This window comes from Snodgrassella sp. ESL0323 (assembly GCF_013346865.1).
Taxonomy (GTDB): domain Bacteria; phylum Pseudomonadota; class Gammaproteobacteria; order Burkholderiales; family Neisseriaceae; genus Snodgrassella; species Snodgrassella alvi.
Window position 1 is genome coordinate 116,202 of sequence record NZ_JAAEDT010000023.1, and the last position, 26,906, is coordinate 143,107.

23 protein-coding genes and 2 tRNA genes are annotated in these 26,906 nt (G+C 42.1%); 10 read left to right on the forward strand and 15 right to left on the reverse strand.

Translation table 11 applies throughout. The annotated features are described in order from the left end of the window. The first annotated feature begins 58 nt into the window (after positions 1 to 58). A complete protein-coding gene (locus tag GY065_RS10905) occupies positions 59 to 1,021 on the forward strand; it encodes an urea transporter (protein ID WP_174834131.1) in 963 nt (320 codons plus the stop codon). A gap of 350 nt (positions 1,022 to 1,371) precedes the next feature. Here the strand turns inward: GY065_RS10905 and rpmE are convergent, their stop codons facing one another. Continuing rightward, positions 1,372 to 1,587 (reverse strand): 50S ribosomal protein L31, encoded by a 216-nt coding sequence (rpmE, locus tag GY065_RS10910; protein WP_037394224.1) that lies wholly within the window; start codon positions 1,585 to 1,587, stop codon positions 1,372 to 1,374. Positions 1,588 to 1,865: 278 nt separating this feature from the next. Then, positions 1,866 to 3,275, reverse strand: coding sequence for a cysteine--tRNA ligase (gene cysS, locus GY065_RS10915; protein WP_174834132.1), 1,410 nt, complete (start codon positions 3,273 to 3,275; stop codon positions 1,866 to 1,868). 317 nt (positions 3,276 to 3,592) lie between these two features. Here cysS and GY065_RS10920 point away from each other — a divergent pair, with 317 nt between their 5' ends. Continuing rightward, complete coding sequence (locus tag GY065_RS10920; protein WP_174834133.1) at positions 3,593 to 4,288, forward strand: OmpA family protein; 696 nt, start codon at positions 3,593 to 3,595, stop codon at positions 4,286 to 4,288. 130 nt (positions 4,289 to 4,418) lie between these two features. Here the strand turns inward: GY065_RS10920 and yidC are convergent, their stop codons facing one another. Genes yidC through rpmH form a run of 4 tightly spaced genes read right to left on the reverse strand, consistent with a single transcriptional unit; the run spans position 4,419 to position 6,805 of the window. Further along, positions 4,419 to 6,077 (reverse strand): membrane protein insertase YidC, encoded by a 1,659-nt coding sequence (yidC, locus tag GY065_RS10925; protein ID WP_174834134.1) that lies wholly within the window; start codon positions 6,075 to 6,077, stop codon positions 4,419 to 4,421. Positions 6,078 to 6,096: 19 nt separating this feature from the next. Next, a complete protein-coding gene (yidD, locus tag GY065_RS10930; RefSeq protein WP_084547360.1) occupies positions 6,097 to 6,306 on the reverse strand; it encodes a membrane protein insertion efficiency factor YidD in 210 nt (69 codons plus the stop codon). Continuing rightward, positions 6,303 to 6,662 (reverse strand): ribonuclease P protein component, encoded by a 360-nt coding sequence (gene rnpA, locus GY065_RS10935; protein WP_037394212.1) that lies wholly within the window; start codon positions 6,660 to 6,662, stop codon positions 6,303 to 6,305. The genes yidD and rnpA overlap by 4 nt, the downstream gene beginning before the upstream one ends. An 8-nt stretch (positions 6,663 to 6,670) precedes the next feature. After that, entirely contained in the window at positions 6,671 to 6,805 is a 135-nt protein-coding gene (gene rpmH / locus GY065_RS10940; RefSeq protein WP_004283944.1) for a 50S ribosomal protein L34, read from the reverse strand. 222 nt (positions 6,806 to 7,027) lie between these two features. On the opposite strand from rpmH, the gene dnaA reads away from it, so the two are divergent. The 3 genes from dnaA to gyrB all read left to right on the forward strand — a co-directional run bounded on the left by dnaA (position 7,028) and on the right by gyrB (position 12,468). Continuing rightward, on the forward strand, positions 7,028 to 8,650 hold the full coding sequence (dnaA, locus tag GY065_RS10945; protein WP_174834135.1) for a chromosomal replication initiator protein DnaA: 1,623 nt from the start codon (positions 7,028 to 7,030) through the stop codon (positions 8,648 to 8,650). Positions 8,651 to 8,665: 15 nt separating this feature from the next. Continuing rightward, positions 8,666 to 9,769: a DNA polymerase III subunit beta gene (gene dnaN / locus GY065_RS10950; protein ID WP_025331544.1), complete on the forward strand. Its 1,104-nt coding sequence runs from the start codon at positions 8,666 to 8,668 to the stop codon at positions 9,767 to 9,769. Between the two features lie 308 nt (positions 9,770 to 10,077). Further along, positions 10,078 to 12,468 (forward strand): DNA topoisomerase (ATP-hydrolyzing) subunit B, encoded by a 2,391-nt coding sequence (gene gyrB / locus GY065_RS10955; protein WP_174834136.1) that lies wholly within the window; start codon positions 10,078 to 10,080, stop codon positions 12,466 to 12,468. A gap of 85 nt (positions 12,469 to 12,553) precedes the next feature. Here gyrB and GY065_RS10960 read toward each other — a convergent pair whose 3' ends face one another. From GY065_RS10960 to GY065_RS10970, 3 genes are all read right to left on the reverse strand, one after another. Then, a complete protein-coding gene (locus GY065_RS10960; RefSeq protein ID WP_174834137.1) occupies positions 12,554 to 13,786 on the reverse strand; it encodes an RtcB family protein in 1,233 nt (410 codons plus the stop codon). A 45-nt stretch (positions 13,787 to 13,831) separates the two neighbouring features. Then, a complete protein-coding gene (locus GY065_RS13295; RefSeq protein ID WP_232617011.1) occupies positions 13,832 to 15,406 on the reverse strand; it encodes a slipin family protein in 1,575 nt (524 codons plus the stop codon). Positions 15,407 to 15,680: 274 nt separating this feature from the next. After that, positions 15,681 to 15,755 (reverse strand) — tRNA-Trp (locus GY065_RS10970). A 318-nt stretch (positions 15,756 to 16,073) separates the two neighbouring features. On the opposite strand from GY065_RS10970, the gene rtcR reads away from it, so the two are divergent. After that, positions 16,074 to 17,705, forward strand: coding sequence for an RNA repair transcriptional activator RtcR (gene rtcR / locus GY065_RS10975; RefSeq protein ID WP_174834138.1), 1,632 nt, complete (start codon positions 16,074 to 16,076; stop codon positions 17,703 to 17,705). A 79-nt stretch (positions 17,706 to 17,784) separates the two neighbouring features. Here the strand turns inward: rtcR and GY065_RS10980 are convergent, their stop codons facing one another. Further along, positions 17,785 to 18,126 carry a MerR family transcriptional regulator gene (locus GY065_RS10980; RefSeq protein WP_174834139.1) on the reverse strand — a complete coding sequence of 114 codons (342 nt, stop codon included), beginning with the start codon at positions 18,124 to 18,126 and terminating at the stop codon, positions 17,785 to 17,787. Positions 18,127 to 18,201: 75 nt separating this feature from the next. Here GY065_RS10980 and GY065_RS10985 point away from each other — a divergent pair, with 75 nt between their 5' ends. Further along, the gene (locus tag GY065_RS10985) at positions 18,202 to 18,606 is read left to right on the forward strand and encodes an EthD domain-containing protein (protein ID WP_174834140.1); all 405 of its coding nucleotides are present in this window, start codon (positions 18,202 to 18,204) and stop codon (positions 18,604 to 18,606) included. Positions 18,607 to 18,701: 95 nt separating this feature from the next. On the opposite strand, the gene galU is transcribed toward GY065_RS10985, so the two are convergent. The 4 genes from galU to ampD form a co-directional block, all read right to left on the reverse strand. Continuing rightward, positions 18,702 to 19,574 carry a UTP--glucose-1-phosphate uridylyltransferase GalU gene (gene galU / locus GY065_RS10990; RefSeq protein WP_100126309.1) on the reverse strand — a complete coding sequence of 291 codons (873 nt, stop codon included), beginning with the start codon at positions 19,572 to 19,574 and terminating at the stop codon, positions 18,702 to 18,704. A gap of 6 nt (positions 19,575 to 19,580) precedes the next feature. Beyond that, entirely contained in the window at positions 19,581 to 22,007 is a 2,427-nt protein-coding gene (ligA, locus tag GY065_RS10995; RefSeq protein ID WP_174834141.1) for an NAD-dependent DNA ligase LigA, read from the reverse strand. Positions 22,008 to 22,096: 89 nt separating this feature from the next. Beyond that, positions 22,097 to 23,359 carry a cell division protein ZipA C-terminal FtsZ-binding domain-containing protein gene (locus GY065_RS11000; RefSeq protein WP_174834156.1) on the reverse strand — a complete coding sequence of 421 codons (1,263 nt, stop codon included), beginning with the start codon at positions 23,357 to 23,359 and terminating at the stop codon, positions 22,097 to 22,099. Between the two features lie 106 nt (positions 23,360 to 23,465). Then, the gene (gene ampD / locus GY065_RS11005) at positions 23,466 to 24,050 is read right to left on the reverse strand and encodes a 1,6-anhydro-N-acetylmuramyl-L-alanine amidase AmpD (RefSeq protein WP_174834142.1); all 585 of its coding nucleotides are present in this window, start codon (positions 24,048 to 24,050) and stop codon (positions 23,466 to 23,468) included. A gap of 284 nt (positions 24,051 to 24,334) precedes the next feature. On the opposite strand from ampD, the gene GY065_RS11010 reads away from it, so the two are divergent. The 3 genes from GY065_RS11010 to GY065_RS11020 all read left to right on the forward strand — a co-directional run bounded on the left by GY065_RS11010 (position 24,335) and on the right by GY065_RS11020 (position 26,154). Beyond that, a tRNA-Phe gene (locus GY065_RS11010) sits at positions 24,335 to 24,410 on the forward strand. 289 nt (positions 24,411 to 24,699) lie between these two features. Then, positions 24,700 to 25,521: a hypothetical protein gene (locus GY065_RS11015; protein WP_174834143.1), complete on the forward strand. Its 822-nt coding sequence runs from the start codon at positions 24,700 to 24,702 to the stop codon at positions 25,519 to 25,521. Positions 25,522 to 25,860: 339 nt separating this feature from the next. Then, positions 25,861 to 26,154: a helix-turn-helix domain-containing protein gene (locus GY065_RS11020; RefSeq protein WP_174834144.1), complete on the forward strand. Its 294-nt coding sequence runs from the start codon at positions 25,861 to 25,863 to the stop codon at positions 26,152 to 26,154. 134 nt (positions 26,155 to 26,288) lie between these two features. Here GY065_RS11020 and GY065_RS11025 read toward each other — a convergent pair whose 3' ends face one another. Continuing rightward, positions 26,289 to 26,621: a MarR family winged helix-turn-helix transcriptional regulator gene (locus GY065_RS11025; RefSeq protein WP_371731962.1), complete on the reverse strand. Its 333-nt coding sequence runs from the start codon at positions 26,619 to 26,621 to the stop codon at positions 26,289 to 26,291. Positions 26,622 to 26,906 lie beyond the last annotated feature (285 nt).

The window sequence follows — 26,906 nt, forward strand, 5'->3', positions numbered from 1 at the left end:
CGTTGCTGATAGTAATTTATCTGTTCAGCTAAAGTAAAAATAAAAAAGGAGAAATCGGATGAACACAGCCTCTGTACGTCAGTACTGGCATCAGTTAACCAATACCAATCAGCTTTGTCAGTTTATTGATGTTATCCTGCGCAGCTATGGGCAGGTTATGTTGCAAAACAATCCTGTTTCTGGGTTAATCTTTTTAATAGGCATACTATTTGGCAGTTACAGTGCCGGTAAGCCACAAACTGCTCTGGCCTGTTTACTCGCTGTGGTCTGTGCCAATGCAATAGCTTATCTGTACCAGCTTAACCGCAAAGCCTGGCTGCAAGGAATTTATGGTTTCAATGCCTGTCTGATTGGTATCGCCTTATCTATTTTCTGCGAAAATTCACTGTATTTATGGCTAAGTATCATACTTGCAGCCATATTATCAGTATTTATTACACAAGCATTCAGCTCAATATTACAGCAATGGTACCTACCCTGTCTGACAATACCATTTGTGTTGCTTACATGGCTGTATCTATTGGCTACACCATCATTCTCAGTACTGATACGCGAACCGTCTGCTGCATTATCTGCACAGATTTCAAGTTTTCATCTGCTGCATCTAATACCGGATAGTATACTGGGCATTGCCGAAGTATTTTTATTTAACAGCACACTGGTAGGTGTTATTTTTCTGGCAGGGCTGGCAGTCAATTCAATCAGAATGGCTATCTATGCACTGGCCAGTTCTTTACTGGCCATCGGTATTGCACTGTTATATGGCAGTCAAATTGAAATGATTTCTCTCGGCCTCTATTCTTTTAATGCAATCCTGACAGCTATCACACTGGCTACTTTCAGTAATAATCAAGATTTTAAAACTGTTATTTATATTATCTTCGGTATTATCTTCACTGTTCTTACTCAGGCAGCATTAGCCACAATACTGAAGCCATTTGCTATACCTGTATTAACCTTACCTTTTGTACTAGTAAGCTGGTTATGGTTATTAACCAATCAAACTTTAAGCCAGCGTTAGCGTTCGATTTTATATATTGAATACAAGAAAATAAGAAAAATTTGTATTTTTCAGATTCTAAAATTGGATAGGCAACAGAAAACAGCCATCCTGGTAAAACAAGATTAAATCAATGCTTTTTACTAACTATGAATCAGAAAATGCAAATTCACAATTTTGCGCGGAAATATCAAAGAAAGAGTTCTGTAATATGAAAGGTAAATGTATACCCACTTGAAATAATCAAACCAGTAAAATATTCAAATTTTTCGGCTATTTTTGCTGCTATATTGAACACAACATCAGGTTATCTGATAAAAAAGACTGCCCTGATGGCAGTCTTTTTCGGTACAACATGTTGCAAATAAGAATTAACGTTTGAACATATTGCCGTATTTCTGATTGAACTTATCCACACGACCGGTAGAGTCAACGATTTTCTGTTTACCTGTGTAGAAAGGGTGACATGCAGAACATACTTCGATATTGAAAGTATCTTTTTCCATTGCGGATTTAGTTACAAAAGTGTTACCGCAAGAGCAAGTTACAGTTATATCATGGTAGTTCGGTTGAATGCTGTTATTCATAATATCGTCCTTGGTTGGCGGGCACAGGGGTTGTGCCTGTACCTCTTGAAACGGATGTTCAGAATCGGGTAATTATACTCGCATGAGTAAGATTTTCAAGTGAATCAGTATATAGCAGCTACTCTTCTTCACGGCTAAAATGATATGAAACGGCCAGATTCCTTACATCCCACTATTTAAGTCTAACATTGCTGTCAAGACCATAATGCATTACAAAAATACACCCAGTCTGAGACAATACACCCAGTTTGAGACTTAAGGCTGTGCTATATACGAATTCAGGCACGGCGCCAGCTAGTTCCGCCGGCACCATCTTCCAATACAATACCGGCTGCCGTAAGCTCATCACGAATCCGGTCGGATTCAGCCCAGTTACGTTCTGCACGAGCCTGCTGCCGTGAAGCTATCAGCGCTTCTATAGCTGCGTTATCCAGACCCTGCACCGTTTCCCCCACTTCTCCCTGAAGAAAAGCGGCTGGATCACGTTGTAACAAGCCCAGTAAACCTGCCAGTTCTTTCAGACATCCTGCCAGTTCGGCATCATGTGTTTTATTAATTTCATTAGCCAGCTCAAACAATACTGCTACAGCTTCAACTGTAGCAAAGTCATCATTCATGGCTGCATAAAAACGACGTGTATAATCATTTAAGTCAGCATGAATTGCCACTTCTGCCGCAGATGTATTTTTAAGTGCCGTATATAAGCGGGTTAATGCGCCTTTTGCATCATTCAGATGAGCATCCGAATAGTTCAAAGGGCTGCGGTAATGTGCGCGCAAAATAAAAAACCGCACAACTTCAGCATCGTATTTTTGCAACACTTCGCGGATAGTGAAGAAATTTCCGAGAGATTTAGACATTTTTTCATTATCTACACGAATAAATCCATTATGTAACCAATATTTAACATGACTGGCAAAATGATTATGCTCTTCACAGCACCCGTTTTTTTCTGCACCGCAACTCTGAGCAATTTCATTTTCATGATGAGGGAACTGTAGATCGGCGCCACCTCCATGAATATCAAAATTTTTACCCAGTAGTGCCTTACTCATGGCAGAACATTCAATATGCCATCCCGGGCGTCCCCTGCCCCACGGGCTGTCCCATGCTGGCTCATGCGGCTTGGCTGATTTCCACAACACAAAATCCAACGGATCCCGTTTATGTCCGTCAACATCAACCCGTTCTCCGGCACGCAAATCATCCAGACTTTTCCCGCTTAACTGACCATATTGCGGATATTCACGCACAGCATAGAAAACATCACCATTATCCGCCATATAAGCTTTATTATTAGCAATGATATCTTCAATCATGCTTATCATTTGCGGGATATATTGCGTGGCTCTCGGTTCGTGGTCTGGCTGCAGTACCCCCAAAGCGGCTGCATCTTCGTGCATGGCCTGAATATAATAATCGGTAAGCTCAGTAATACTAATCCCGCGTTCATTGGCACGGGTAATGATTTTATCGTCTATATCAGTAATATTACGTACATAATCAAGCTGATAGCCTAATTCCCGCAACCAGCGCGCCACCAGATCAAATACAATCATTACTCTGGCATGACCAAGATGGCAATAATCATAAACAGTCATACCACACACATACATACGCACCTGTTGCGGATTAATCGGTGTAAATTCTTGTTTGCTTCTGGTTAAGGTGTTATACAAGCTGAGCATGTCGTTTCCAAATAGCTAAAATGGTAGCACTGTACTAAGGTAATTAGTTTGTATGAGGTTAAACTGGTTGTTTTCAAGATATAACCAGCTTAAAAAGTTAATTATAGTAGTCTGAATGGTACTATAGCCAATAATTATTGTCGTCTAAAGCGATTTTCAACCAAAAATTTATATTTTTATCATATAGGTATAACAATTTTTATTTTCAGTACATCATATTGCAAAAAAAGCATGACTCTTGCTTTTCTACTATAGAAGGCATAAAACAGAAACTGTGAAAAGCATAATCAAGCTTATATTCAAGAGAAGGAGTAAGTATGACTATTATGAAACCACTGGCTGCATTTGCAGCTGCAACCACCCTTGCTTTAACTGGCTGTGTTACCGATCCGGCGACCGGTCAGTCTCATCCCAGTAAAACAGCGGTATATGGTTTAAGCGGCGCTGCCGTATGCGGCATTGTCGGCGCGATCACTCATAACAGCCGCGGTGCACGTAATGCAGCACTCGGTTGCGGTGCTATCGGAGCCGGTATTGGCGCCTATATGGATTATCAGGAAAAACTGTTACGCCAGAAACTGGCTAATACCAATGTCGAAGTTCAGCGTGAAGGTAATCAGATTAAACTGACTATGCCTGAAAATGTGACATTTGCAACCAATAGTTCAGAATTAAGTGGTGCGGCTACCTCTTCTCTGTCATCGGTAGCTGAAGTACTGGCTAAATATGTAGATACAACCATCACTATTGCCGGATACACTGATAGCACAGGTAATGACAGTATTAACATTCCATTATCACAGCGCCGTGCACAATCAGTTTCAAATTTCCTGACTTCACGTGGTGTTGCTTATAACCGTATCAGTGCTAACGGATACGGATCTGCCAATCCTATTGCCAGCAATGCAACTGTTGAAGGACGTGCACAAAACCGCCGTGTGGAAATCCGGTTAAATCCGGTACAACAGGCTCAGACTACAACCACACAGCAAACTACAACCTATGTTCAGTAATTACTGAATATGCCTGATTGATTACTGCAGCAGCTCCAGCAGTCAGACAATTAAAATTCGGTATATTTATTCAATCAAGCTGCAAATAAAAAAGCACTTCAGTATGAAGTGCTTTTTTTCAGACTGTATTTTATATATCCAGTGAACGATGCAGTTTAGCCTGCCGCTCAATACGTTTATTGATAAACCATTGCTGAGCCAGAGTCAGAATATTATTCGTCAACCAGTAGAGAACCAACCCTGCCGGGAAGAAGAAAAACATTACGGAAAACGCAACTGGCATAATTTTCATCATTTTCGCCTGAACCGGATCAGTTGGCGGCGGATTCATGAACGTTTGCAGATACATAGTCAGTGCCATGAGCGCAGGCAGAATAAAGTAAGGATCCTGACGGCCTAAATCGGTAATCCAGCCAATCCATGGGGCTCCGCGCAATTCCACCGAAGCAAACAATGCCCAGTACAGACCAATAAATACCGGAATCTGCAGCAGCATAGGCAGACAACCGCCAACAGGATTGATTTTTTCCTTTTTATACAGCGACATCATTTCCTGCTGCATACGCATACGGTCATCACCGTACTGATCTTTCAATGCCTGCAAACGCGGAGCTACAGCACGCATCTTGGCCATCGATTTATATGAGGCATGTGTCAGCGGAAACAGAATTGCTTTGACAGTAAGAGTAAGCAGAATAATCGCCCAGCCCCAGTTCTGTACCAGACTGTGCCACCAGTTCAGCAGCCAGAATAAAGGAGAAGAAAACAGCGATACTTTGCCGTAGTCTTTAATCATCTGCAAATGATCGGCTACTTTAGTAATGACAGAATAAATCTGCGGACCAGCATACAGGGAGATACCGAAACTGCCGGTGGAGTTAGCACCAATATCTTTCAACGGTACTCGTACGCCAGCAGAATACAGGCCATCACTGCGTTTTCTAATATCTATCTGGCAGTCACTGGTACCACAAACACTGTTACCTTCTTTCGGCTGCAGAATCCAGGTAGTCATAAAATAATGCTGGGTCATACCAATCCAGCCGGTATTGGTTTTACGCTGATAGTCTGCCTGATCACGACCAGAGGTGTAATCACTATCAAGATCTTTAAAGGCTACTTTTTCAAATTTACCATTCGGGGTATACAGTACTGGACCAGTATAAGTATGATCGAAATAGCCTGTACCTTCAGGTTCCTTATCATCCCGCAGTACCCGGTAAGCTACATCCATTTGTAATGGCTGAGCATTGTGATTGGCAATTTCATAGCGCAGCCCGATCAGGTAACTGCCTTTAGTAAACGTATAAATTTTACTAACCTGTACACCGTTTTGTTCGGCAGCAGTCAGGCGCACATCCAGTTTGTCACCATTAAGCGTGTACTGTTTTTTCGCAGCTGTAAATGTCAGGTCTTTAAACTGATAGTCACCCTGACGGTTTAATAATACCGACTGGGCGACATACTGATGACCATTTGCACCATTATCCAGCAATACAAAAGGCTTGCTGGCATCACTGGTGGCCTTGTATTTATTGAGAGTTAGCTGGCGTAAATCGCCGCTTTTTTCATCAATAACAGCCTTAACAGTATCAGTAGTCACTGTTACCGGCTCTGTTTTACTCAGGGCACTCTCGGCAACAACACCAGTAGAAGAAGTATTGCTGTTACTGGTGGATGATGTTTGTTGTGCAGCTGGCTGTTTTTCGGGTTGCGGGTATAATTTTTCCCAACCCAGCAAAATCGCCATGGTCAGCACAAAAAATATCAATAATCGTTTGAAATCCATAGTGTATTCCGTCTACTCGCTAAGGAAGAGGGTCATGACCGCAACCACCCCATGGATGACAGCGGCAAATACGCTTTATCGCCAGCCAGCTACCTTTCATTACCCCGTATTTTTGCAGCGCCAGTACGGCATATTGCGAACAGGTCGGGTTGTAGCGGCAGCGCGGTGGTAACAGCGGGCTGATGGCATACTGATAGAACCGGATCAGACCCAGCAATAAATATCTCATTGCGAAGATGCTTTACACCTGTCAGCTGTAATAAGCAGCTGCTGTAAAGTCCTGACTACGCCAGCGTACTCAGCATGCCGGAACGGCTGGCGTACACGAATGATTATATCTACCGGCGGCAATTCATGCTTATGCAGGCGAAACCACTCGCGTATTAAGCGTTTCATATAATTGCGCCGGTTAGCACGTTTGGCAACTTTTTTGGCTACTATCAGCCCCAAACGCGGGAAACCTAAACTATTGCGTGCCTGAAAAACCTGAATCCAGGCACGGCTTTTTTGGCAACGTAATGCAAAAACGGATGAAAAATCATCCGTTTTTAATAGGCGATATTTTTTGCCAAAATGATAATCCATTCTTGTTCTTACACAGCCAAACGTTTACGGCCTTTGGCACGACGGGCAGCCAGCACAGCACGTCCGCCACGGGTTTTACTGCGAACCAGAAAGCCATGAGTGCGTTTGCGGCGGGTAACGGATGGTTGATAAGTGCGTTTCATAATTTATTCCCGAATTAACTTTAAATAAAACGTAGCATTACACAACAAGAACAGCACTTTGTCAATCAATATAATCTGTAGCAAAGCTTTACGGGAGCTGTGCTGGTGTAAAGTGCAAATCATGGTCAGAAATTTGTTTATTGCGTATAATTAGCATAATAGGCACTTATTGTTTCCAGCCTTCAGCCAGCTCCGATTGACAGATAAATTTAAGCTTCACGAATGACCCTGACAGAATTTTGGCCTCAGTGCCTATTACAATTAAAACAAAGCTTACCTTCTCAGCAATACCAGATGTGGATTGCACCTTTAACTGTGGGCGAAGAAAATGGCAACTGGGTTATTTTTGCGCGTAATACTTTTACCTTCAATCATATCCGCGAGCGTTTCTGGCCGGCTATCGAAAATGCCAGACAATCTGTTCTGCCAGACGGCAGCACACCATTAATTCTGAAAATCGGACAGGGACAATCTCTGCAGGCTGCCACTGAGGCAATACCGGCAGGAAACAATTCACCGGCTAAGACTGCAGAACCAGCCTTAAATGTCGCTGAACAGCCGGCTGATACTAAACCGGATTCAGTTGATAGCAATAAAATTCCTTCTGAAGTTTCAGCCAAACCACAGACAACGGCAAAACGTACCGAATCTGCTCAGGACATTATTGCCAAACGCCTGCGAAACAACCAGACTAAAAGCGCAAGTGCTACTGCCGAAACAAAAGTAAACAGCAAACAGACCGCCACAGAAAAACCTGAGACTGGTGAATCAGTGGCTACCTCTGATTCAGCACATGAAAACGGTAAAAAATCCCGCTATACTGATACCAACCTTAATCCTGAACATACTTTTGCTGCTCTGGTACAAGGTAAAGGAAACCGTCTTGCTCACGCTGCAGCGCTGTCGATTGCAGAAAATCCCGGCAATAGCATGTACAACCCGTTTTTTATTTATGGCAGTACCGGTCTGGGTAAAACCCACCTGGTACAGGCTATTGGCAACCAGCTATTTGCCACCGACAACAAAGTAAAAATACGCTATATTCATGCTGATGAATTCATTCGCGGCATTATGAATGCATTCCACGCCAAATCTTTTGATGCCATGCGCCAGCAATATCAGCAGGTAGACTTACTGATTATGGATGACGTACAGTTTATTGCCGGTAAAGACCGTACTATGGAAGAGTTTTTTTACGTCTATAACCATTTAATTGACGAAAAAAAACAAGTTATCCTTACCTGTGATACGCTGCCTACTCATATAGACGGCATGGACGATCGCCTGAAATCCCGTTTCTCATGGGGGCTGAGTCTTGAGCTGGAACCGCCAGAGCTGGAAATGCGCGTAGCCATTTTGCAGAAAAAAGCTGAGCTGGCTCAGGTGAAGCTTGAGGACGAAGCTGCATTTTTTATTGCCAAACATATCCGCAGCAACGTGCGTGAACTAGAAGGTGCATTCAAGCGGGTAGTAGCACAAAGCCGTTTTGCCAGCCGCCCGATTGATGTAGGGCTGGCTACTGAAGCATTACAAGATATTCTGGCTGTTAACCACAAACCCATGACCCTGGAACACATTCAGAATACGGTAGCAAAATTTTATGGGATTACCATTAGTGATATGGTAGGGAAAAAACGTACCCGGAATCTGGCACGCCCGCGCCAGATGGCCATGACCCTGGCAAAAGAACTTACTCCGCTTAGTTTACCCGCTATTGGCAGCGGATTTGGTGGCCGCGACCATACCACAGTTATGCATGCGGTAAAAAGTATCTCCAAACTCCGCAAGGATGATGCTGAAACAACCAAAGCGTATGAAACCTTAATGATGATTTTGCGAGATTAAACCAAGGAACAAAATATGCTGATATTACAAGCAGAACGTGACAGTTTACTCAAACCGCTGCAGGCAGTAACCGGTATTGTAGAGCGTCGTCATACATTACCGATATTATCTAATGTATTACTGGAAAACCATCAGGGGCAAATCAAGATTCTGGCAACCGATCTGGAAATTCAGATTGATACCATCGGCCCCAAAAGCGAAGCAGAAGATTTTCGCATTACCACCAATGCCAAAAAACTGCAGGATATCCTGCGGGCTTTACCGGCCGGCGCAATCGTTTCTCTGGACTGGAATAACAACCGTCTGGTGCTGAAAGCAGGCAAAAGCCGTTTTAATCTGCAAACCCTGCCGGCCGAAGATTTTCCATTAATGAGTGTGGGCGAAAATATTGATGCCAGCTTCAGCCTGCCACAGGAAACATTTCGTGAAATGCTGTCTCAGGTACAATACAGCATGGCCATTCAGGATATCCGCTATTATCTGAATGGTCTGCTGATGCAGACAGAAGGCAATCAGCTGCGTCTAGTCGCTACAGACGGACATCGTCTGGCCTATGCAGCCTGCAATATTGAAGCCGATTTACCCAAAGCAGAAGTTATTCTGCCGCGTAAAACCGTGCTGGAACTCTTTAAGCTGCTTACCTTCCCCGAACAGCCAATCACCATTGAACTGCTGAACAATCAGGTACGTTTCCGTTGTAATGACACCATTATTGTTTCTAAAGTCGTGGATGGTAAATTTCCGGATTACAACCGAGTTATTCCACTGGATAACGATAAAATCTTTCTGGCCAACCGTACCGAGCTGCTGGGTGCACTGGAACGGGCAGCCATTCTTGCCAATGAAAAATTTCGCGGTGCCCGCCTGCAAATCCAGCCCGGATTACTGAGCGTGACCTGTAATAATAACGAACAGGAAGAAGCTCGTGAAGAGCTGGAAATTGCTTATCAGGGAGATACACTGGAAGTCGGTTTTAATATCAACTATCTGATGGATGTATTGCGTAATTTACATGCAGAAGATTTACAACTTGCTTTTGGTGATGCAAACCGTTCAACACTGTTTACCATCCCGAACAATCCCAACTTTAAGTATATAGTTATGCCCATGCGGATTTAAATATCCATGCACTCTTAAATCCGGTTACTGCCGTACGCCAGCTTTCTGTTTTTAATAGTTCAGCTTGGTTTACGGCAGTTTATTATTTACAATCAGTATTCTTATCTTTTAATAAACATTAAATAAAACATCATCTTAAATATAGCATATGACTGAAAAAAAACCGATTTTATGCTATAATAAGTTTTTGGTTAATTGCCCTCAAACAGGCCTGTTATACAGCTATACCGCTAACTTTTTTATAATTAATAACAGTTATAAATGACCTTTAACAGCATAATCGCTGCCAAGTTTAGTAAAGAATTCTTATGATAGATCAACACCCTGAAGATTACAGTGCCGACAGTATCAAAGTATTAAAAGGTTTGGATGCTGTACGCAAACGTCCCGGTATGTACATTGGTGATACTCAGGATGGCACGGGTTTACATCATATGGTATTCGAAGTTCTGGATAATGCCATTGATGAAGCACTGGCCGGATACTGTGATCATATTACCGTAGCAGTTAATGCCGATAACTCCATTACTATTGAAGACAATGGCCGTGGCATTCCTACCGATATGCATCCGGAAGAACATCGTTCAGCAGCTGAAGTAATCATGACCATTCTGCATGCCGGCGGTAAATTTGATAACAACAGTTATAAAATTTCCGGTGGTCTGCATGGTGTAGGTGTCTCTGTAGTTAATGCACTTTCTGACTGGCTCCGTCTGACCATCTACCGTAATCACAAAGAACATTTTGTAGAATTTCGTCATGGGGATGCAGTTGCTCCGCTGGCTGTTGTCGGCGATACCGACAAACAGGGTACACGTGTTCAGTTTCTGGCCAGTACCGAAACCTTTGGTAATATCGATTACCATTTTGATATTCTGGCCAAACGCATCCGGGAGTTATCTTTCCTAAACAACGGCGTCAGTATTGAACTCTTTGATAAACGTGATGGCAAACACGAAAATTTCGCATTCAGCGGTGGTGTAGCCGGCTTTGTACAATACATGAACCGGAATAAAACGGCTCTGCACAATAAAGTTTTCTATGCCAATGGTGAAAAAGATGGCATGAGCGTGGAATGTGCCATGCAGTGGAACGACAGTTATCAGGAAAACGTGCAGTGTTTCACCAATAATATTCCGCAACGCGATGGCGGCTCCCATTTAACCGCCCTGCGCCAGGTTATGACCCGAACCATCAACAACTACATTGAAGCCAATGAAGTTGCCAAAAAAGCCAAAGTAGATACTAATGGCGATGATATGCGTGAAGGTTTAACCTGCGTATTGTCTGTTAAACTGCCTGACCCGAAATTTTCTTCACAAACCAAAGACAAACTGGTTTCCAGTGAAATAGGTCCAGTGGTTAATGAAGTGCTTGGTAAAGCATTGTCTGAATTTCTGGAAGAAAATCCTGCAGAGGCCAAAATCATCACAAGCAAAATTGTTGATGCCGCGCGTGCACGTGAAGCAGCGCGCAAAGCACGCGAAATTACCCGCAGAAAAGGGGTAATGGATGGTCTGGGGCTGCCGGGCAAACTGGCAGACTGTCAGGAAAAAGATCCCGCTTTATCAGAATTGTATCTGGTCGAAGGTGACTCGGCAGGCGGTTCTGCCAAGCAAGGCCGTGATCGTAAATTTCAGGCCATTTTGCCCTTAAAAGGTAAAATCCTGAATGTAGAAAAAGCCCGTTTTGAAAAAATGCTTGCCAGTCAGGAAGTTGGTACTTTAATCACTGCACTGGGTGCCGGTATAGGCAAAGAAGAATTTAACCCGGAAAAATTGCGTTATCACCGCATAATTATCATGACCGATGCGGATGTAGACGGCGCGCATATCCGTACCCTGTTGCTTACCTTCTTCTACCGGCAAATGCCTGAACTGGTTGAACGCGGTTATGTGTATATTGCTCAGCCACCATTGTATAAAGTGGAATATGGCAAAAAAGATAACTACCTGAAAGACGAGTTTGAAAAAGATCAGTTCATGCTCAGTCTCGCATTGAATAATGCTCAATTAATTATTGGCGAAAATACTCTGGAAGGCAATGCTCTGTCCGAAATCGCCAAACAATTGATCCTGGCACAAAGTATGATTGCGCGTGAAAGCCGTATCATTGACAACAATGTACTTAATTCCCTGCTTCTCTGGAATGAGAATCTGGATTTAAGCACTGTAAGCAGTGCAGAAAAAGCTGTGCAAACATTAACCGCTCTGGTTAATGACGACAACCTCAAACTGGAACGCATCGGTGCAGATGATGAAGTACAAATGATTAAAATTACTCGTCAGTTGCATGGGAATCATATGGTCAGCTATCTGGATCAAAAATTTGTTGAAAGCCGCGCCTATCAAATTATTCGGCAGACAGCGGCCACTTTAAGTGGTATTGCTGATGTACCAATTGAAGTCATTAAAGGTAATATGACTACCACTGTAACCGGCTTTGCCCAGGCACTGGAATTACTGATGGATTTAGCACAGGAAAAAATTAACATTCAGCGTTATAAAGGTCTGGGTGAAATGAATCCCGAACAATTATGGGAAACCACGATGGATCCTTCAGTACGCCGTTTGCTGAAAGTCAAAATCGAAGATGCGATGGCAGCAGATGATGTATTTGTTACCCTGATGGGTGACGAAGTTGAACCTCGTCGTGCATTTATCGAAAACAACGCTCTAAATGCTCAGGTTGATATTTAGTTTTTAAATACCTAAAAAAGGATGGCATTGTCTGCCATCCTTTTTTCTATATAAAAATATTCTGCAGTTGATTATCCGGATAATATCAGCCCTTAACACAGATAACCTGACGTAACTGGTGCTTGATTTCCACCAATTCCTGTTGTGCCTGCATTACTGCTTCAATATCTTTATATGCCATAGGAATTTCATCAATAACTTCAGCATCTTTACGGCATTCTACATGAGCCGTAGCCTGCATCTGGTCAGCAACAGTAAATTTCCGTTTAGCTTCACCACGACTCATAACTCTGCCTGCACCGTGAGAACAGGAATGAAAACTTTCTGCATTCCCTCGCCCCTGCACAATATAACTTTTTGTTCCCATAGAACCCGGAATAATTCCCAGTTCACCTTCTCGTGCAGAAACAGCCCCTTTACGCGTAACAAAAACATTCTTACCGAAATGGTGCTCTTTCTGTACATAATTATGGTGACAGTTTACAGTTTGTAAATGCGTGGTAAACGGCACATTGATTACTTTGCGTATAGCAGCGATAGTATTGTGCATCATCACTTCACGATTTAAACGGGCAAATTCCTGTGCCCAGTGCACCGCTTTCAGATAATCATTACAGTATTCGGTTCCTTCTACTAAAAACGCCAGATCATTATTAGGCAAATAGGTATCAATGAAATATTTTTTCATTTCCTTTTTAGCCAGCTCACTGAAATATTTACCTATTGCACGACCAATACCGCGTGAACCACTATGCAGCATTATCCATACGCGATCACACTCATCCAGACAAACTTCAATAAAATGATTACCGCCGCCCAAGGTTCCCAAATGACTATAACTATTCGCTTTTAAAAAACACGGATATTTACTGGTCAGTTTTTCAAATCCGGGCAAAAGCTGCTGCCAGTACTCCTGTACAATCGGTGGCGGATTTTGCCAGCTTCCTTTATCGTACTTTTCTTTATTGAGTGTGGAACCATGCGGTACCGCCTTTTCTATAGCCAGACGTAATGGCATTAAATCTTCCGGCAGATCCTGAGCGGTAAGTGACAACTGTACAGCCATCATTCCACAACCAATATCCACGCCGACAGCAGCCGGAATAATCGCACCAGCAGTCGGAATCACACTCCCGATAGTAGAGCCTTTTCCCAGATGCACATCTGGCATAACCGCAATATGCTTAAAAATAAAAGGTAATTGTGCAGTTTCGAGCAATTGTTTTTTAGCCACATCTTCTACCGGCACACCTTTTGTCCACATTTTTACCGGACGTGTTTTATTTTCTTTTAATACTTCAAATTCTTGCTTTTGCATTTTTAACTTCCATTATTTTTTAACCAATTAATTAGCGGATGTACGCTATTGCGCCTGAATATTAATCAAACCATGCAATAACTGATCCAAACCGCCTACAACCGAAATCTTATCGATTCGTTCAGCAATTCTTTCCAGTGTTTCCATTTCTTTTAAGCGTAAAGCAACCGGATTATTTTCCATTACCCGGGCTGTATTCAGTAAGGAACGGGTAGCAGAAGTTTCTTCCCGCCGGCGGATAACATTCGCCTGTGCAGATTTTTCTGCTTCTACTACTTGTGCCAGAATGGTTTTCATGTCTCCCGGTAAAATAATATCTTTTACGCCAACACTGACCGTTTCTATTCCATAGCCCGTCATATGTATCTGCATATGAGCGTTCACCACTTCGTCGATTAAATTTTTGTTTTCCAGCAATTCATCCAGACTGCGAGTACCAATTGCTTCCCGTAATGCAAACTGTAATTGCCGGTACAATAACTCCATTGGCTGCGCAATTCGGGCAAACGCCTTTAACACATCGGTGTAACACCAGCTGGCTACCAGATTAATACGCAGATTGACTTTATCCCGGGTTAAAATTTCCTGACCGGATATTTCCACTGTCTGCAAACGTGTATCGACAATTTCAACACTGATTTCACGATTAAAACGCCAGTAAGCAGTAATACCTGCATTAAGCAGCTGTTCTACTTTACCATTAACTTTTAATACGCCAACATGATATGCTGGTACCTGTGCAATCAATACACTACTATCGCCAGTTACTTCTTTTTTACGTAATTTTGGCTGTAACAGCTGCTGTACCATTTGCTCAGAAAGCTGAAAATCGTCAGTCAGCTCAATAAGCTGCATATGCTGCTTGCAGTTATTCTGCCAGTACAATCGTTTGGTTCCCGGTGGCAGAATTTCCACTAGTAAATCATCTTCAAAGCGTAAACCGGCCTGATTAGCACCTACCTGCATCTGAATACAGAATTTTGCCATCTGCTGCGGGGCATTTTGTTCAATTGTTGCCGCCAGCAAATCATCAATACGGTTATCCTGTAGTTTGAATTTACCCAGTACTAGCTTATGTTTGAATTCACATAAACCAATTACGGATTTAGGCGGAATAATCTGTACAAACTGATTATCAACAAACAGCGTACCAATTTGCTCATCGGTAAAATAATGCAGTTTGATGTGATCGATGCCTTCAATTAATCTGCCGGTATTTTTTGCCTGAATAATTTCCATAGCAACTTCATCAGACAACCGGTACCCTTGCTCCAAAGTTACTTTTTTAATTGCCTGTTCCTTATAACTCTTCCAGTACAATGCTTTAGTAGAGGGTTGAATAATCTCTACCAGCATTTGTTCTTCATAACGCAGCACAATCTCATCATCAGCCACATTGACATAATGACAATATTTTTCTACCAGCTGCGGATAAAAATTGAGCAGTTTTTCCGCGATAGCCGGTTCAATCTTAGTATCAGCTAAATCCACCAGATAATGAGTAATGTTGACAAAAGGATTCCAGAAAATATGCCGGCCTGCGGTAACAATAGTATTAATTTCACCGCGTTTGGTGACAACGGCCAGCTCACCTTTTTTCACATTAATTATATTCAACATATTAAATCTCCTTTTTGACAGCCAGCAAAGAGAAGAGACACAATCAAACGGATTAAGTAACGAAATAACAGGGGAAAAACTGATATCTTTAAACATTCAACTAACTGCTTATGGCTCATCAATTTTTTGCCTGCTATCCGGTTTTTTTACCCGGACAGAATCATTAATCCGTTTATTCTGTGCGGTTAACCGGTTTTTTTCGTGTCTTAGCTTTACTGCTTTGCTTATTTCCCTTTACTGGCTGGTATTGCTCAAACAACAAATTATTACAATATGGCTTTTGAAACAGGAGTCGAACCCGTGACAGATTGGTTTGGTACCAATTGCTCTACCTCTGAGCTATTCAAAAATTTTCCATCGGAAGGAAACGTCTTTCATACCGGGGAATACATGTTGATAATGCGAATAAATCAGTCTTTCGATTAATTTAATTCCATTCGCTATGTACCCTACTGCCGTAAAAAACAGTATGTATTTCAGACAATATCCTTATTGCAATTACCGTACCAAGTCCATAAATTTCTAAAATAAAATAATTAAAATATTGTTTTTAAAATAAAAATAAATAAATAAATTTATTTTCAATAAATTATTTTTAGTTTTATTTTCGTATTTTTTATAAAATATTATATAATTTTATTTAATTTTATATAACTAATAATAAATAATGGACAAGAAAAATATCGTATTCAGTTTTTTAGGCAATGTACTTGACCAGCGGGGCAAAGGAAAAAAACGCTGGACACGCTGGCGTCCTACTATTGATATCTGTAATCATCCGGAATGGCCGATCTATCGTCTGGAACTGATTTATCACACTCAGGACAGCAAACTACTCGAAGAAATTATTCTGGATATTAAAACCATTGCCCCGGATACACAGGTTAATCCGATTCCGGTTCAGATACAGGATCCATGGGATTTTGAAGAGGTGTATACCTGTTTACTGGATATCGCCAAAAACTATACTTTTAGTAATGAACAAGAAAATTATTATCTGAATATTACCACCGGCACCCATGTAATGCAGATCTGCTGGTTCTTACTGGCAGAATCACGTTTTTATCCTGCTAGACTTTTACAATCATCGCCGCCAGCCAGACCGTCTGCATCGCCAGAAAACCTTGCCGCAGAACCTATAACAAACCCGCCACTGTGCCCCAGCGGACAAATAAATATAATCGACCTGAATCTGAATCGTTACGACCAGATTCTGACCCGCTTTCAGCAATATGCTACTCAGGCAACAGAACTGCTCAAATCAGGTATAGCGACAAAAAACCGGCATTACAATCAGCTAATCAGTGAAATAGAACAGGTTGCCAGCCGCTCTCATGCGCCTATTTTGCTATGCGGCCCCACTGGTGCCGGTAAATCTTTTCTTGCCCGGCAAATTTACCGGCTTAAACTGAAACAGCATCAGATTACCGGACAATTCGTAGAAATTAACTGCGCTACCCTGAGTAGCGATAATGCCATGTCTACACTGTTCGGTCACATCAAAGGTGCATATACCGGTGCCAGTCTAGGCAGAAACGGCTTACTCAGACAGGCGGATAACGGTGTTTTGTTTCTGGATGAAATCGGAGAACTGGGGCTAGATGAACAGGCTATTCTCTTAAAGGCGATTGAGGAAAAACAATTTTATCCGCTAGGTGCAGACAAACTGGTATCCAGTAACTTTCAGCTAATTGCCGGAACCAACAAAGATTTAAAACAGGCAATTATTCACGGTACTTTTAGAGAGGATTTATACGCACGTATCAATTTATGGAGTTACCAGCTACCGGGACTTGCCGAACGTAAAGAAGATATCGAACCGAATATTGATTTTGAACTGGCACGATTTGCGCAGGAGTACGGTACCATGCCGCGTTTTAATCAGCAATCCAGAGACCGTTATATTCAGTTTGCCACATCGGCTATGGCAACATGGCCGGGTAATTTCCGTGAGCTCACTGCTTCCATTACCCGTATGGCTACTTTATCCATACAAGGAAACATCACACAGGAACAAGTTGAAAATGAAATCCAGCGTTTACAGATACACTGGCAGCAGGTAACTTTTTCTGATGCACTGATTCCGGCTGAAATTGATGAATTTGACCGATATCAGCTGGAAAAAGTCATTGAAGTATGCCGGAAAAGCCGAACTTTATCCGAAGCCGGCCGGTATTTGTTTGCTGTGTCCAGAGCACAAAAACAGCGCGCCAATGATGCAGACAGACTGAAAAAATATCTGGCCAAATTTGATTTAAGCTGGGAGCAGATAAAAGACAGCACCAATAAAGGCAATTAACGCTTTCTCCTGCCTGTGATCATTATTTTTTATTTGAGTTTCAGCAGCTATTATGCAAAATAAAATACAGAAAAATACATTATTTATTTATCATATCAAGCAGACGGGTTCGTGTTTGTATTAATATATCTATTTGTTGTTCAATCTTTTCTAACGTCAGATTAATATTTTTCAGGTAAATTTCACAAAGCTCAAATTTACTGTTTTGCTCATGCCAGCAAGGCAGTATTTGCCGGATAATTTTTAACGAAAAACCGGCATTATTGAGCTGCTGAATCAATTTTACTCTTTCTACATCTGCCTGCTGGTATTCTCGGTATCCGGATTGTGTACGGGCAGGTGTCAGCAATTTTTCCTGTTCATAATAGCGCAGCATTCTGGGGCTGATTGCGCTTTTTCTAGCTAATTCACTGATTTTCATTTTTACTCTGTTGACTTTAACACTACTGTGAAACTTTATCATTATTCGCACAACCCACAAACTGAAAGAAAGAAAATGATTAAGTTAACCATGTTAGTAAAACGCCTGCCCGATATTACTTATGAAGAATTTGACCAATACTGGATCGAGCATCATGCTCCGCTAGTGACTTCTGTGCAAAACGTTTTAAATATTACCCGCTATGTACAAACCATTCCGCACCGTTATCCCGAGCTGGATAAAATAATACAAAACGGGCGTCAGTCTCAAAATTTTGTTTTTGATGGCATGGCTGAAATATGGTGGCAGAATCTGGAAAGCATGCAGAAAAACCGGTCTTCACCAGAAGCCGTAAAGGCATTAAACGCATTAATGGAAGATGAAAAGCGCTTTGTTAATCACACACAATCAGTTGTCTGGTATGCAACAGAACGCCTGATTATTAGTAACACTAATTATCAGACAATGCCATTACGCTGAAGCAGAACGCCAGGCAAAAAACTTGCCTGCCGGCGAAACAGCAGGCAGGCAAATAATAAAACTAGAAACATTTACGTATGAATTCCGGTATTGCGTTAACACACCATGCGCTGCAATAATTTTTTAAAATCTTCTCCTACCAGAGGATGTTTCATACCATAGGCCACGGTTGCTTCCAGATAACCAAGCTTATCACCGCAATCATAACGTCTGCCGGCAAAAGCATACGCAATCATTTTCTGTTCAGTCAGCAACCGTGCAATAGCATCAGTCAGCTGAATTTCTCCACCAGTACCCAGCGGTAAATTAGTCAGAAAATCAAAAATTCGTGCTGACAAAATATAGCGCCCGACTACACCCAGATTTGAAGGAGCCTCATCCGGATGAGGTTTTTCCACAATACTCTGTATATAATCGAAATCATTCTGACGATTAATCTCGACAATACCGTAAGCACCCGTCTGCTGCGGATCAACATTTTCCACACCAAGGACATTACAACCCGTACGGTAATAAGCATTCATCATCTGGCTCAATGCACCAGGCTGTGCATCAATCAAATCATCAGCCAGTACCACAGCAAAATCATCCTTACCTACTGCAGCACGGCTGCATAAAACCGCATGTCCCAGCCCCAATGCGGCCGGCTGGCGAATATACAGACAAGTCACATTAGGCGGCAGAATACCCTGCACAAAATCAAGCAATTTATTCTGATTGCGGTAAGCCAGCTCTGTTTCCAGTTCATAAGCCTTATCAAAATGATCTTCAATACAACGCTTATTCCTGCCGGTAATAAATACCAGTTCAGTACAGCCGGCAGCAACAGCCTCTTCTACCGCATACTGAATCAGTGGTTTATCCACTATCGGCAACATTTCTTTCGGGCTGGCTTTAGTAGCGGGTAAAAACCGTGTGCCCATACCGGCCACCGGAAAAACACACTTACGGATTGGTTCTGCTTTCATCTGAGTTTACTCTTTAATTCCCAGCATAATCATCAATGCAGCCTGATCCAGTATAGTAACACCAAGTGCTTCAGCTTTGGACAGTTTACTGCCTGCTTCTGACCCGGCCACCACAAAATCAGTTTTTTTCGATACACTGCCACTCACTTTACCACCGGCTTCTTCAATATGCTGCTGTGCCACATCACGTGACCAGTCTGGTAAAGTACCGGTTAACACAAAAGTTTTGCCGGCTACAGCTTCATTAACCGATGACGTGATTTCCTCCGTCTCTCCGCTAAGCAGCTGCTCACATAACTCAATCGTCTTTTGCAGTAATTCATGATTTTCAGGCTGGCTGCACCATTGCTGCCAGCTTTCCGGCAAGGCTTTATCAGTTAACAGTTGTGACCAGTCCTTACCCGCCAGTTGCCACAGCTTCTGTGCCCGCGATTCCGTTAAACCGGCACCGGGTAAACGAGCCAGTATTCGCTCAGGAGTAAAGTATTTACCCAGTGATGTGCGACGTGTTTCTGTCTGCGGTTGCACACCGGCATCAAGTAATTCCTGCAATTGACTGGTCTGATCTTCCTGACTGAAAAAATAGGCTACCGAATGTGCTACCACCTTACCGATATCCGGCAAACAGGCCAGTAACGGCTCAGTAGTCTGAGTAAGCGTAGCCAAATCACCGAAAGCCTGTGCCAGCTGTTTTGCTGTACGCTCACCAACATGAAAAATACCCAAAGCATAAATTAAATTAGCCAGAGGACGCTGCCGGCTGGCCTGAATACCGGCGAGAATATTTTCAGCCCATCTGGATGGCTGCTGTTTGCCTGCTTTATCAGTTGCAGATAATTCCAGTTCATTTGTCACCGACTCTGCTGAGCTTTCCCCTGCTTCCTGCTTAGCCTGCTGTTTCATTGCCAGCAAATCGGCCAATTGCAAATGATAAACATCAGCAAAATGACGGACTCTGCCCTGTGTTACTAACTGTTCAATCTGCCGGTCACCGAGATTTTCGATATCCATGGCGCGACGTGAAGCAAAGTGAATTAGCGACTGCACCCGCTGAGCATGACACAGCATTCCGCCACTGCAACGAGCCACTGCTTCGCCCTCTTCACGAACAATTTCATGACCGCAAACCGGACAATTTTCTGGCATACGGAACGGCGGATATTTCGGTACAGCTTCAGGCGAAGTAAGCAAATCCGCCGCCGGTTTTTCCACCATCGGACGCTGTGCCAGCACCACAGAAACAATTTCAGGAATGACATCTCCAGCACGGCGCACAATAACCGTATCACCCTCACGTACATCCTTGCGCTGTGCTTCACCTTCATTATGCAAAGTTGCATTGGTAACTGTAACACCACCTACAAATACCGGCGTCAGCCGTGCTACTGGTGTTACTGCACCGGTACGTCCCACCTGTACATCAATAGCCTCCACAGTAGTCAGCATTTCCTCTGCCGGAAATTTTTGAGCAATAGCAAAGCGCGGGGCACGGGCTACATAGCCAAGCTGCTCCTGCTGAGCCAGATTATCCACCTTAATCACTACACCATCGATGCCAAAGGGCAAATCCGCACGTATCTGAAAAATATGCTCATAAAAAGCCAGCACCTTCCCAATATCAGCCTGATAGCACAAATTATCCTGTGGCGGTACTGTCAGCCCCAAACGTGCCAGCAATGCCAGCTCTTCGCTGTGGCTGTTTACCGCAAAACGCTCATCCAATCTGGCAATTCCGTAGGCATAGAAATGCAAACGCCGGCGTGCCGTTATTTTCGGATCCAGCTGGCGTAAACTGCCAGCCGCTACATTACGCGGATTGGCAAAAGTTTTCTGATTTTCTGCCTGCTGATGTGCATTAAGCCGGTCAAAATCAGCTTTAAGCATCAGTACTTCACCGCGTACCTCCAGCAGATCCGGTACCTGATCACCCTGTAGACGTAATGGAATATTGACAATAGTGCGCGCGTTCTGAGTAACATCCTCGCCGGTATATCCGTCTCCGCGCGTAGATGCCTGTACTAGCAGACCGTCACGATACAACAAACTGATTGCCAGACCATCAAACTTTGGTTCAACAATATATTCGGGCTCAGCACCAAGACCATCGCGTACCCGTTTATCAAAAGCATACATCTCACTATGGTCGAATTGATTATTATCATTCAGTGGTGAAAATGCATTGTTCAGTGACAGCATCGGAATCTGGTGCACCACAGCAGTAAATTTTTGCTGTGCCTGCCCACCTACACGTATACTCGGGCTATCCGGCTGCCGCCATTGCGGATATTGCTCTTCCAAAGCCTGCAACTGGCGGAACAGCCGGTCATATTCTGCATCTGGTACAGTAGGTGCATCCAGATCATAATATTCATGCGCATAACGATTGAGCAGTGCGGTTAAATCAATAATTTGCTGTTCGCTTACTGAATCCATTACAGCTATCCTTCAGAAAAAGAAAAAAGATGGCAAACCCCGTTCTGCGGCTTGCCATCTCTTTATAAAATTAAAATACTCAGGCAATATCAGGAAAACAGTCTTTTGGCCAGTTCACTTCCAGGCTCCAGATCAACCTGCTTCATTTCCTTTTGCCGGTCAACTACATAGCGGCGTACCTCACGCAACCACTCTGTGGATAACTCTTCCACTTTATCATTAACCAGATCCAGACCTAGCTGACTGGATAATTTCACAGCCATATCCATAAACTGATCAAAACATTTCTCGCCGTTTGGTATATGTACTATATCAAACAACATACTGAATCCGCGATAATTTTGATTTGCTAACAAAGTAGAGGTAAAAGGTGTGTTATCTAGCGTAACAATATTAAACAAAGGCTCGCCATTAGTATCAGCATAAAAAAATGCACCATCATGCCCCAGCTCAAAGCCTTGTTTCTCAACTGCAGAACGCAGCTCCATTCCGCTGACATTCGTACGTGATACCAGATGAATCGCAATTGTCTGGTCAACCCTTGCGCATAAATCATCCAGTGGACGCGCCACATCCAGAAAAGTATTAATATCCGTTAACAGCAACTGCCCATCCATCTGCTCGGCAAAACGATTGGCCTGTTCGCCAAAATACGCCAGCTCTTCATGCGTAAGCAGACCACTGCGGCTGATTGCCTGCAGACCAACCACAAATCCCTGATAATAAACACTGGGAATCGGTTCAGCTATCTGATAACGGTCATCCATCGTACAGCCTACCAGCCGGAAACGGGAACGACTGCTCAGTCGCGGCATTGCATGCAACTCTTTCGGCTGATACAGTGCAATATAGGCCAGATAATCAAAACGTACATCAAACCATGGTAGCGGCTGTTTAGACATATCCCGCACATCCAGCAAAGTTTTACGCCCTTTCAGCGGCATCATTCGTGATAATAATTCCTTATCTTCGTGTTCAGCCGGACTTCTTGGTGTGGGTGCTTGATTATCAGTCACATCAGATACTGTTTCGGTCGCAGACACTGTCGCTTCTTCCGATTTAGCGCTGTCACTGGTTACCTGCTTATTTTTTTCACTGTCTGCTGCTTCAGACTGTTGTACAGATGAAGCAGCAGCTGTATCCGCTTCACCTGCTGACGGCATCGTCTTAGCATGCAAAACAGGCGCAGCCTGTGCACCATCCCGTACTGAATTTACCTGACTGTCCAGTAAAGCATCTTTATTGGCATGCCCGAACTGTTCGCGCAATTGTTTGCGGTATTGGCTTTCCTGATAAATATTATAGGCCAGTACCAACAGAATAATCGCAGCACCTATCACCAGCACAATCATTACAGAATCACTCATTACATTCCTACCAGACAATTTGCGAAAACCGCAACTTAATTAACAGTTAAATGGAATTATAACTAAAAATACCCCTGCCGGCAGCCATAAACTACAAAAGCCACTGATATTCTGTCACTATCGGTAAACCATTACTGCGCAGCATATCCCATTCAAAAAAATGCCCCGGATCCGATTTTCGCCCCGGTGCCACATGCTGATGGCCGGTAATCGCCTGAATCGGGTAATGCGCACACAGCATCTGTAATAACGCATCCAACTGCGTATACTGAGATGGCGTAAACGGTTCGAAATCACAGCCTTCAAGCTCAATTCCGACTGAAAACGCATTACAGCCATCCCTGCTGTTAAAACGTGATATCCCGGCATGAAAAGCTGCGTCATCACAGGAAACAAACTGAATTATTGTTCCGTTTCGTTCCAGCAGAAAATGGCTGGATACCCGCAATCTGGTTAATGAACGCATAAAATCATCCGGTTCAGCAGCATCAATCTGATTAGTGAACAAACGCTGTACTGCCTGCTGCCCGTATTCAAAAGGTGGTAAAGAAATATTATGCAATACCACCAGCGATACCTCAGTCTGTGCCGGACGCCGGCTAAAATTTGGTGACGGTACATGAATACATTGCTGTAACCAGCCATCTTTCCATACCGGCTTTTGTTCGCCCTGCATCCTCTTCACCCTTGTAATAAAAGTGTTTACCTTAATACAGCTCTTATCCGGCGTCTACTTTTTATGAAGGATCAGACAGAAATCCAAGATAAGCAACCGCTTCCTGTGTATATTCTGAAAAAAGAAAAAACGACCTTATTAAACCTACATAATTTCAAAATCACACATGTGCAACCAGAAAATAACTAATTTTTCCAACAAATAAACAGCCACATAGATAAGAGAATACAGAAAACACTTGCCAAGCCGGCATATATCTGGTTTAATGCGCACTCTTCCCCGATGGCCAGATAGCTCAGTCGGTAGAGCAACGGACTGAAAATCCGTGTGTCGGCAGTTCGATCCTGCCTCTGGCCACCATTAATAACCGCTGAATGCGGTTATTTTTTTGCCTGTTGAAAATATAAAAATAATTTAAATAACTGTATGAAATTTAAAATTTGAAATATAAAAATTTTTTTTAATTAATGAAATTAAATTTATATTAGTTGCTAATATAATCAATAACCGTCAAATAATTCAAAAAATCAAACTACAACACCCTGACTCATAGTTATCCTAAACTCTATTGAGCAAATACCGTACAGTTTAAATTTAGAATAAAATATTTTTTAATTATCTAAAAACTCGAAGCAATTAAGGAATAGAAATGAATAACCAAGAACAATTAGAACCCATTGATTTCCTATCTGAAGATGGTCATTCATATTCAATTTTTACGCTTGAAGATCATCTAAATGAGGCTAAAACCCAAAATAATGAAATTATTTATACCTGTGAGGCCACAAGTAAAAAAATAAAATCAGAACCAAAATTTATCTCATTAGAAGAATTACGCAAAAAATATAATTCATTATGTGGAAATAGTCATAAAATTAATAAAAAAATAAAAAAACTAGAAAATTTGCTGAAAACTACTATAAATAAGAATACATTTCTAACAGAAAAACTATATAAAGCAAAAATTAAAATTCAAGAGTTAGAAAAACAAAAAGATAATCCAGCACAGACTACAATTATTCATAATTTAACAATTTATAATAAGAAATTAACGTCACAAATTCAAAATTTACAACATGAGCTCATAGCATTAAAACGAACTAAACCTATTATTGTAGAAAAAAATATCAGGGCTGAAAAAAAATTAAAGCGACTGAATAATGCTTCTATTGAACTAGAAAATAAGAAAAAAGAAATAGCAAATACACTTACAATAAGAGCCCGTAATGCTGGAAAAGCGAAAAAAAGCCCTTACGAAAAAACCGGAACAAAAGAAGCAATGAAAGAATATTGGTTACGGGCAAAAGATAATTTTACAGAACGAGGAGCAAAGCAACAATTTATAGATGATATGCGTGAAAAAGCACTAACAAATATTTTACCTATGCCTAAAAATAGCAATTTAACTGAAAAAACAATTAGAAACTGGATGAAAGACTTTGAACAGGAAATGAGTAAATCATCAAGCTGATTCCGGAAATCAACACGCTATTTCAGGAAATCAGCATGCTAATTCATTTAACTGATTCTTGGCATTAATTAATCTTTTGCCTGTACTGACCAACTACAAAAAAGGCAAAAGCATGACAAATAAGCTGATCAAAGCTATTAAAATTTTCACACTCAAAACTTCAGATATAGATATTACATGGGTAAGAACTATCTTAAACCATAGGTTTGATAAAACACATTTTCTCAAACTTAGCCAGTTAGTTATATTCTATAAAGCATGGTTAGCAAATCAATATTATATACCGTATTACTTTGTGATATTACCTGACAAGCTAACAATAAATGCGGGAGTTAAATAATGAATAATATTACTACTGCTATTTTAACTAAAAAACAAAGTGATGAGACTACTCAGTCACTACCAAATACCAGTTACGCTACTCAGCGTAGTTTTATTCTGCAATGCTTACGTAAATGTCCTCATAGTACTTTGGAACTGCGTGCATTAGGTATTTGTAGTCCGGCACCACGTATTAATGAATTACGCAATAAAGGGTATGTAATTAAGACAACACGCAGGCATGAATACGATTCTGCTGGTGTAATACACAGTATTGCCGTATATACTCTACTAGCCAGTAGGAACAGATAATAAATTTATTAATTTTAATATCTGAATTCAGCAATAGAAAAAGTTAAACAGTGTTTTATGCTTTTTCTATTGCTGTTATTTTCAGTAAACCATTTATTTGGTAATTCCAGATACATTTACTGTTAATAAAATATTTACTTGCCTAATAATATTATTAGCATTTTATTAAATAATTGTTGATCATTACCCAAAACAGCAAAAAACTGTTTATCAATTTGTTCTACCAGTGGCACGGTTTTATTGGCCATATCGAAACCGCTTTGTGTCAGTGTAATTGATTTGGCGCGACTGTCTCTGGCTGACACCGCACGGGTTATGTATTCTTTTTTTTCCAGATTTTCCAGAATTTGTGAGATGGTCATTACATCGATATTAGTTTTACCGGCCAGTAAAACCTGTGTTATTTCTTCATTGAATTGAGACTGATAAGCCAGTGTAGCCAGTACAATAAATTGTGGATGGGTAATTTGCCGATAACGACAACGCCGCCCGGATCAGCCTGCACTATCAGGATCAGCGCCATCCGCAGCGCGTAACCGAAATCCGCCAAGAGCTGAGCGACGGCAGCAGCCGCTTACTGAACCGTTACCAGTACACCGAACAAGGTGACCTGCAACAGGTCTTCGATGCCGAAAACCGCCAGACCCGCGAATTTGCCTACAACAGCGACCGGCGCATGACCTACCACCGCCTGCCCACAGGCTTACAGTGTTATTATCAGTGGAGCTACTTCAGCACAGCAGATGTAGAGA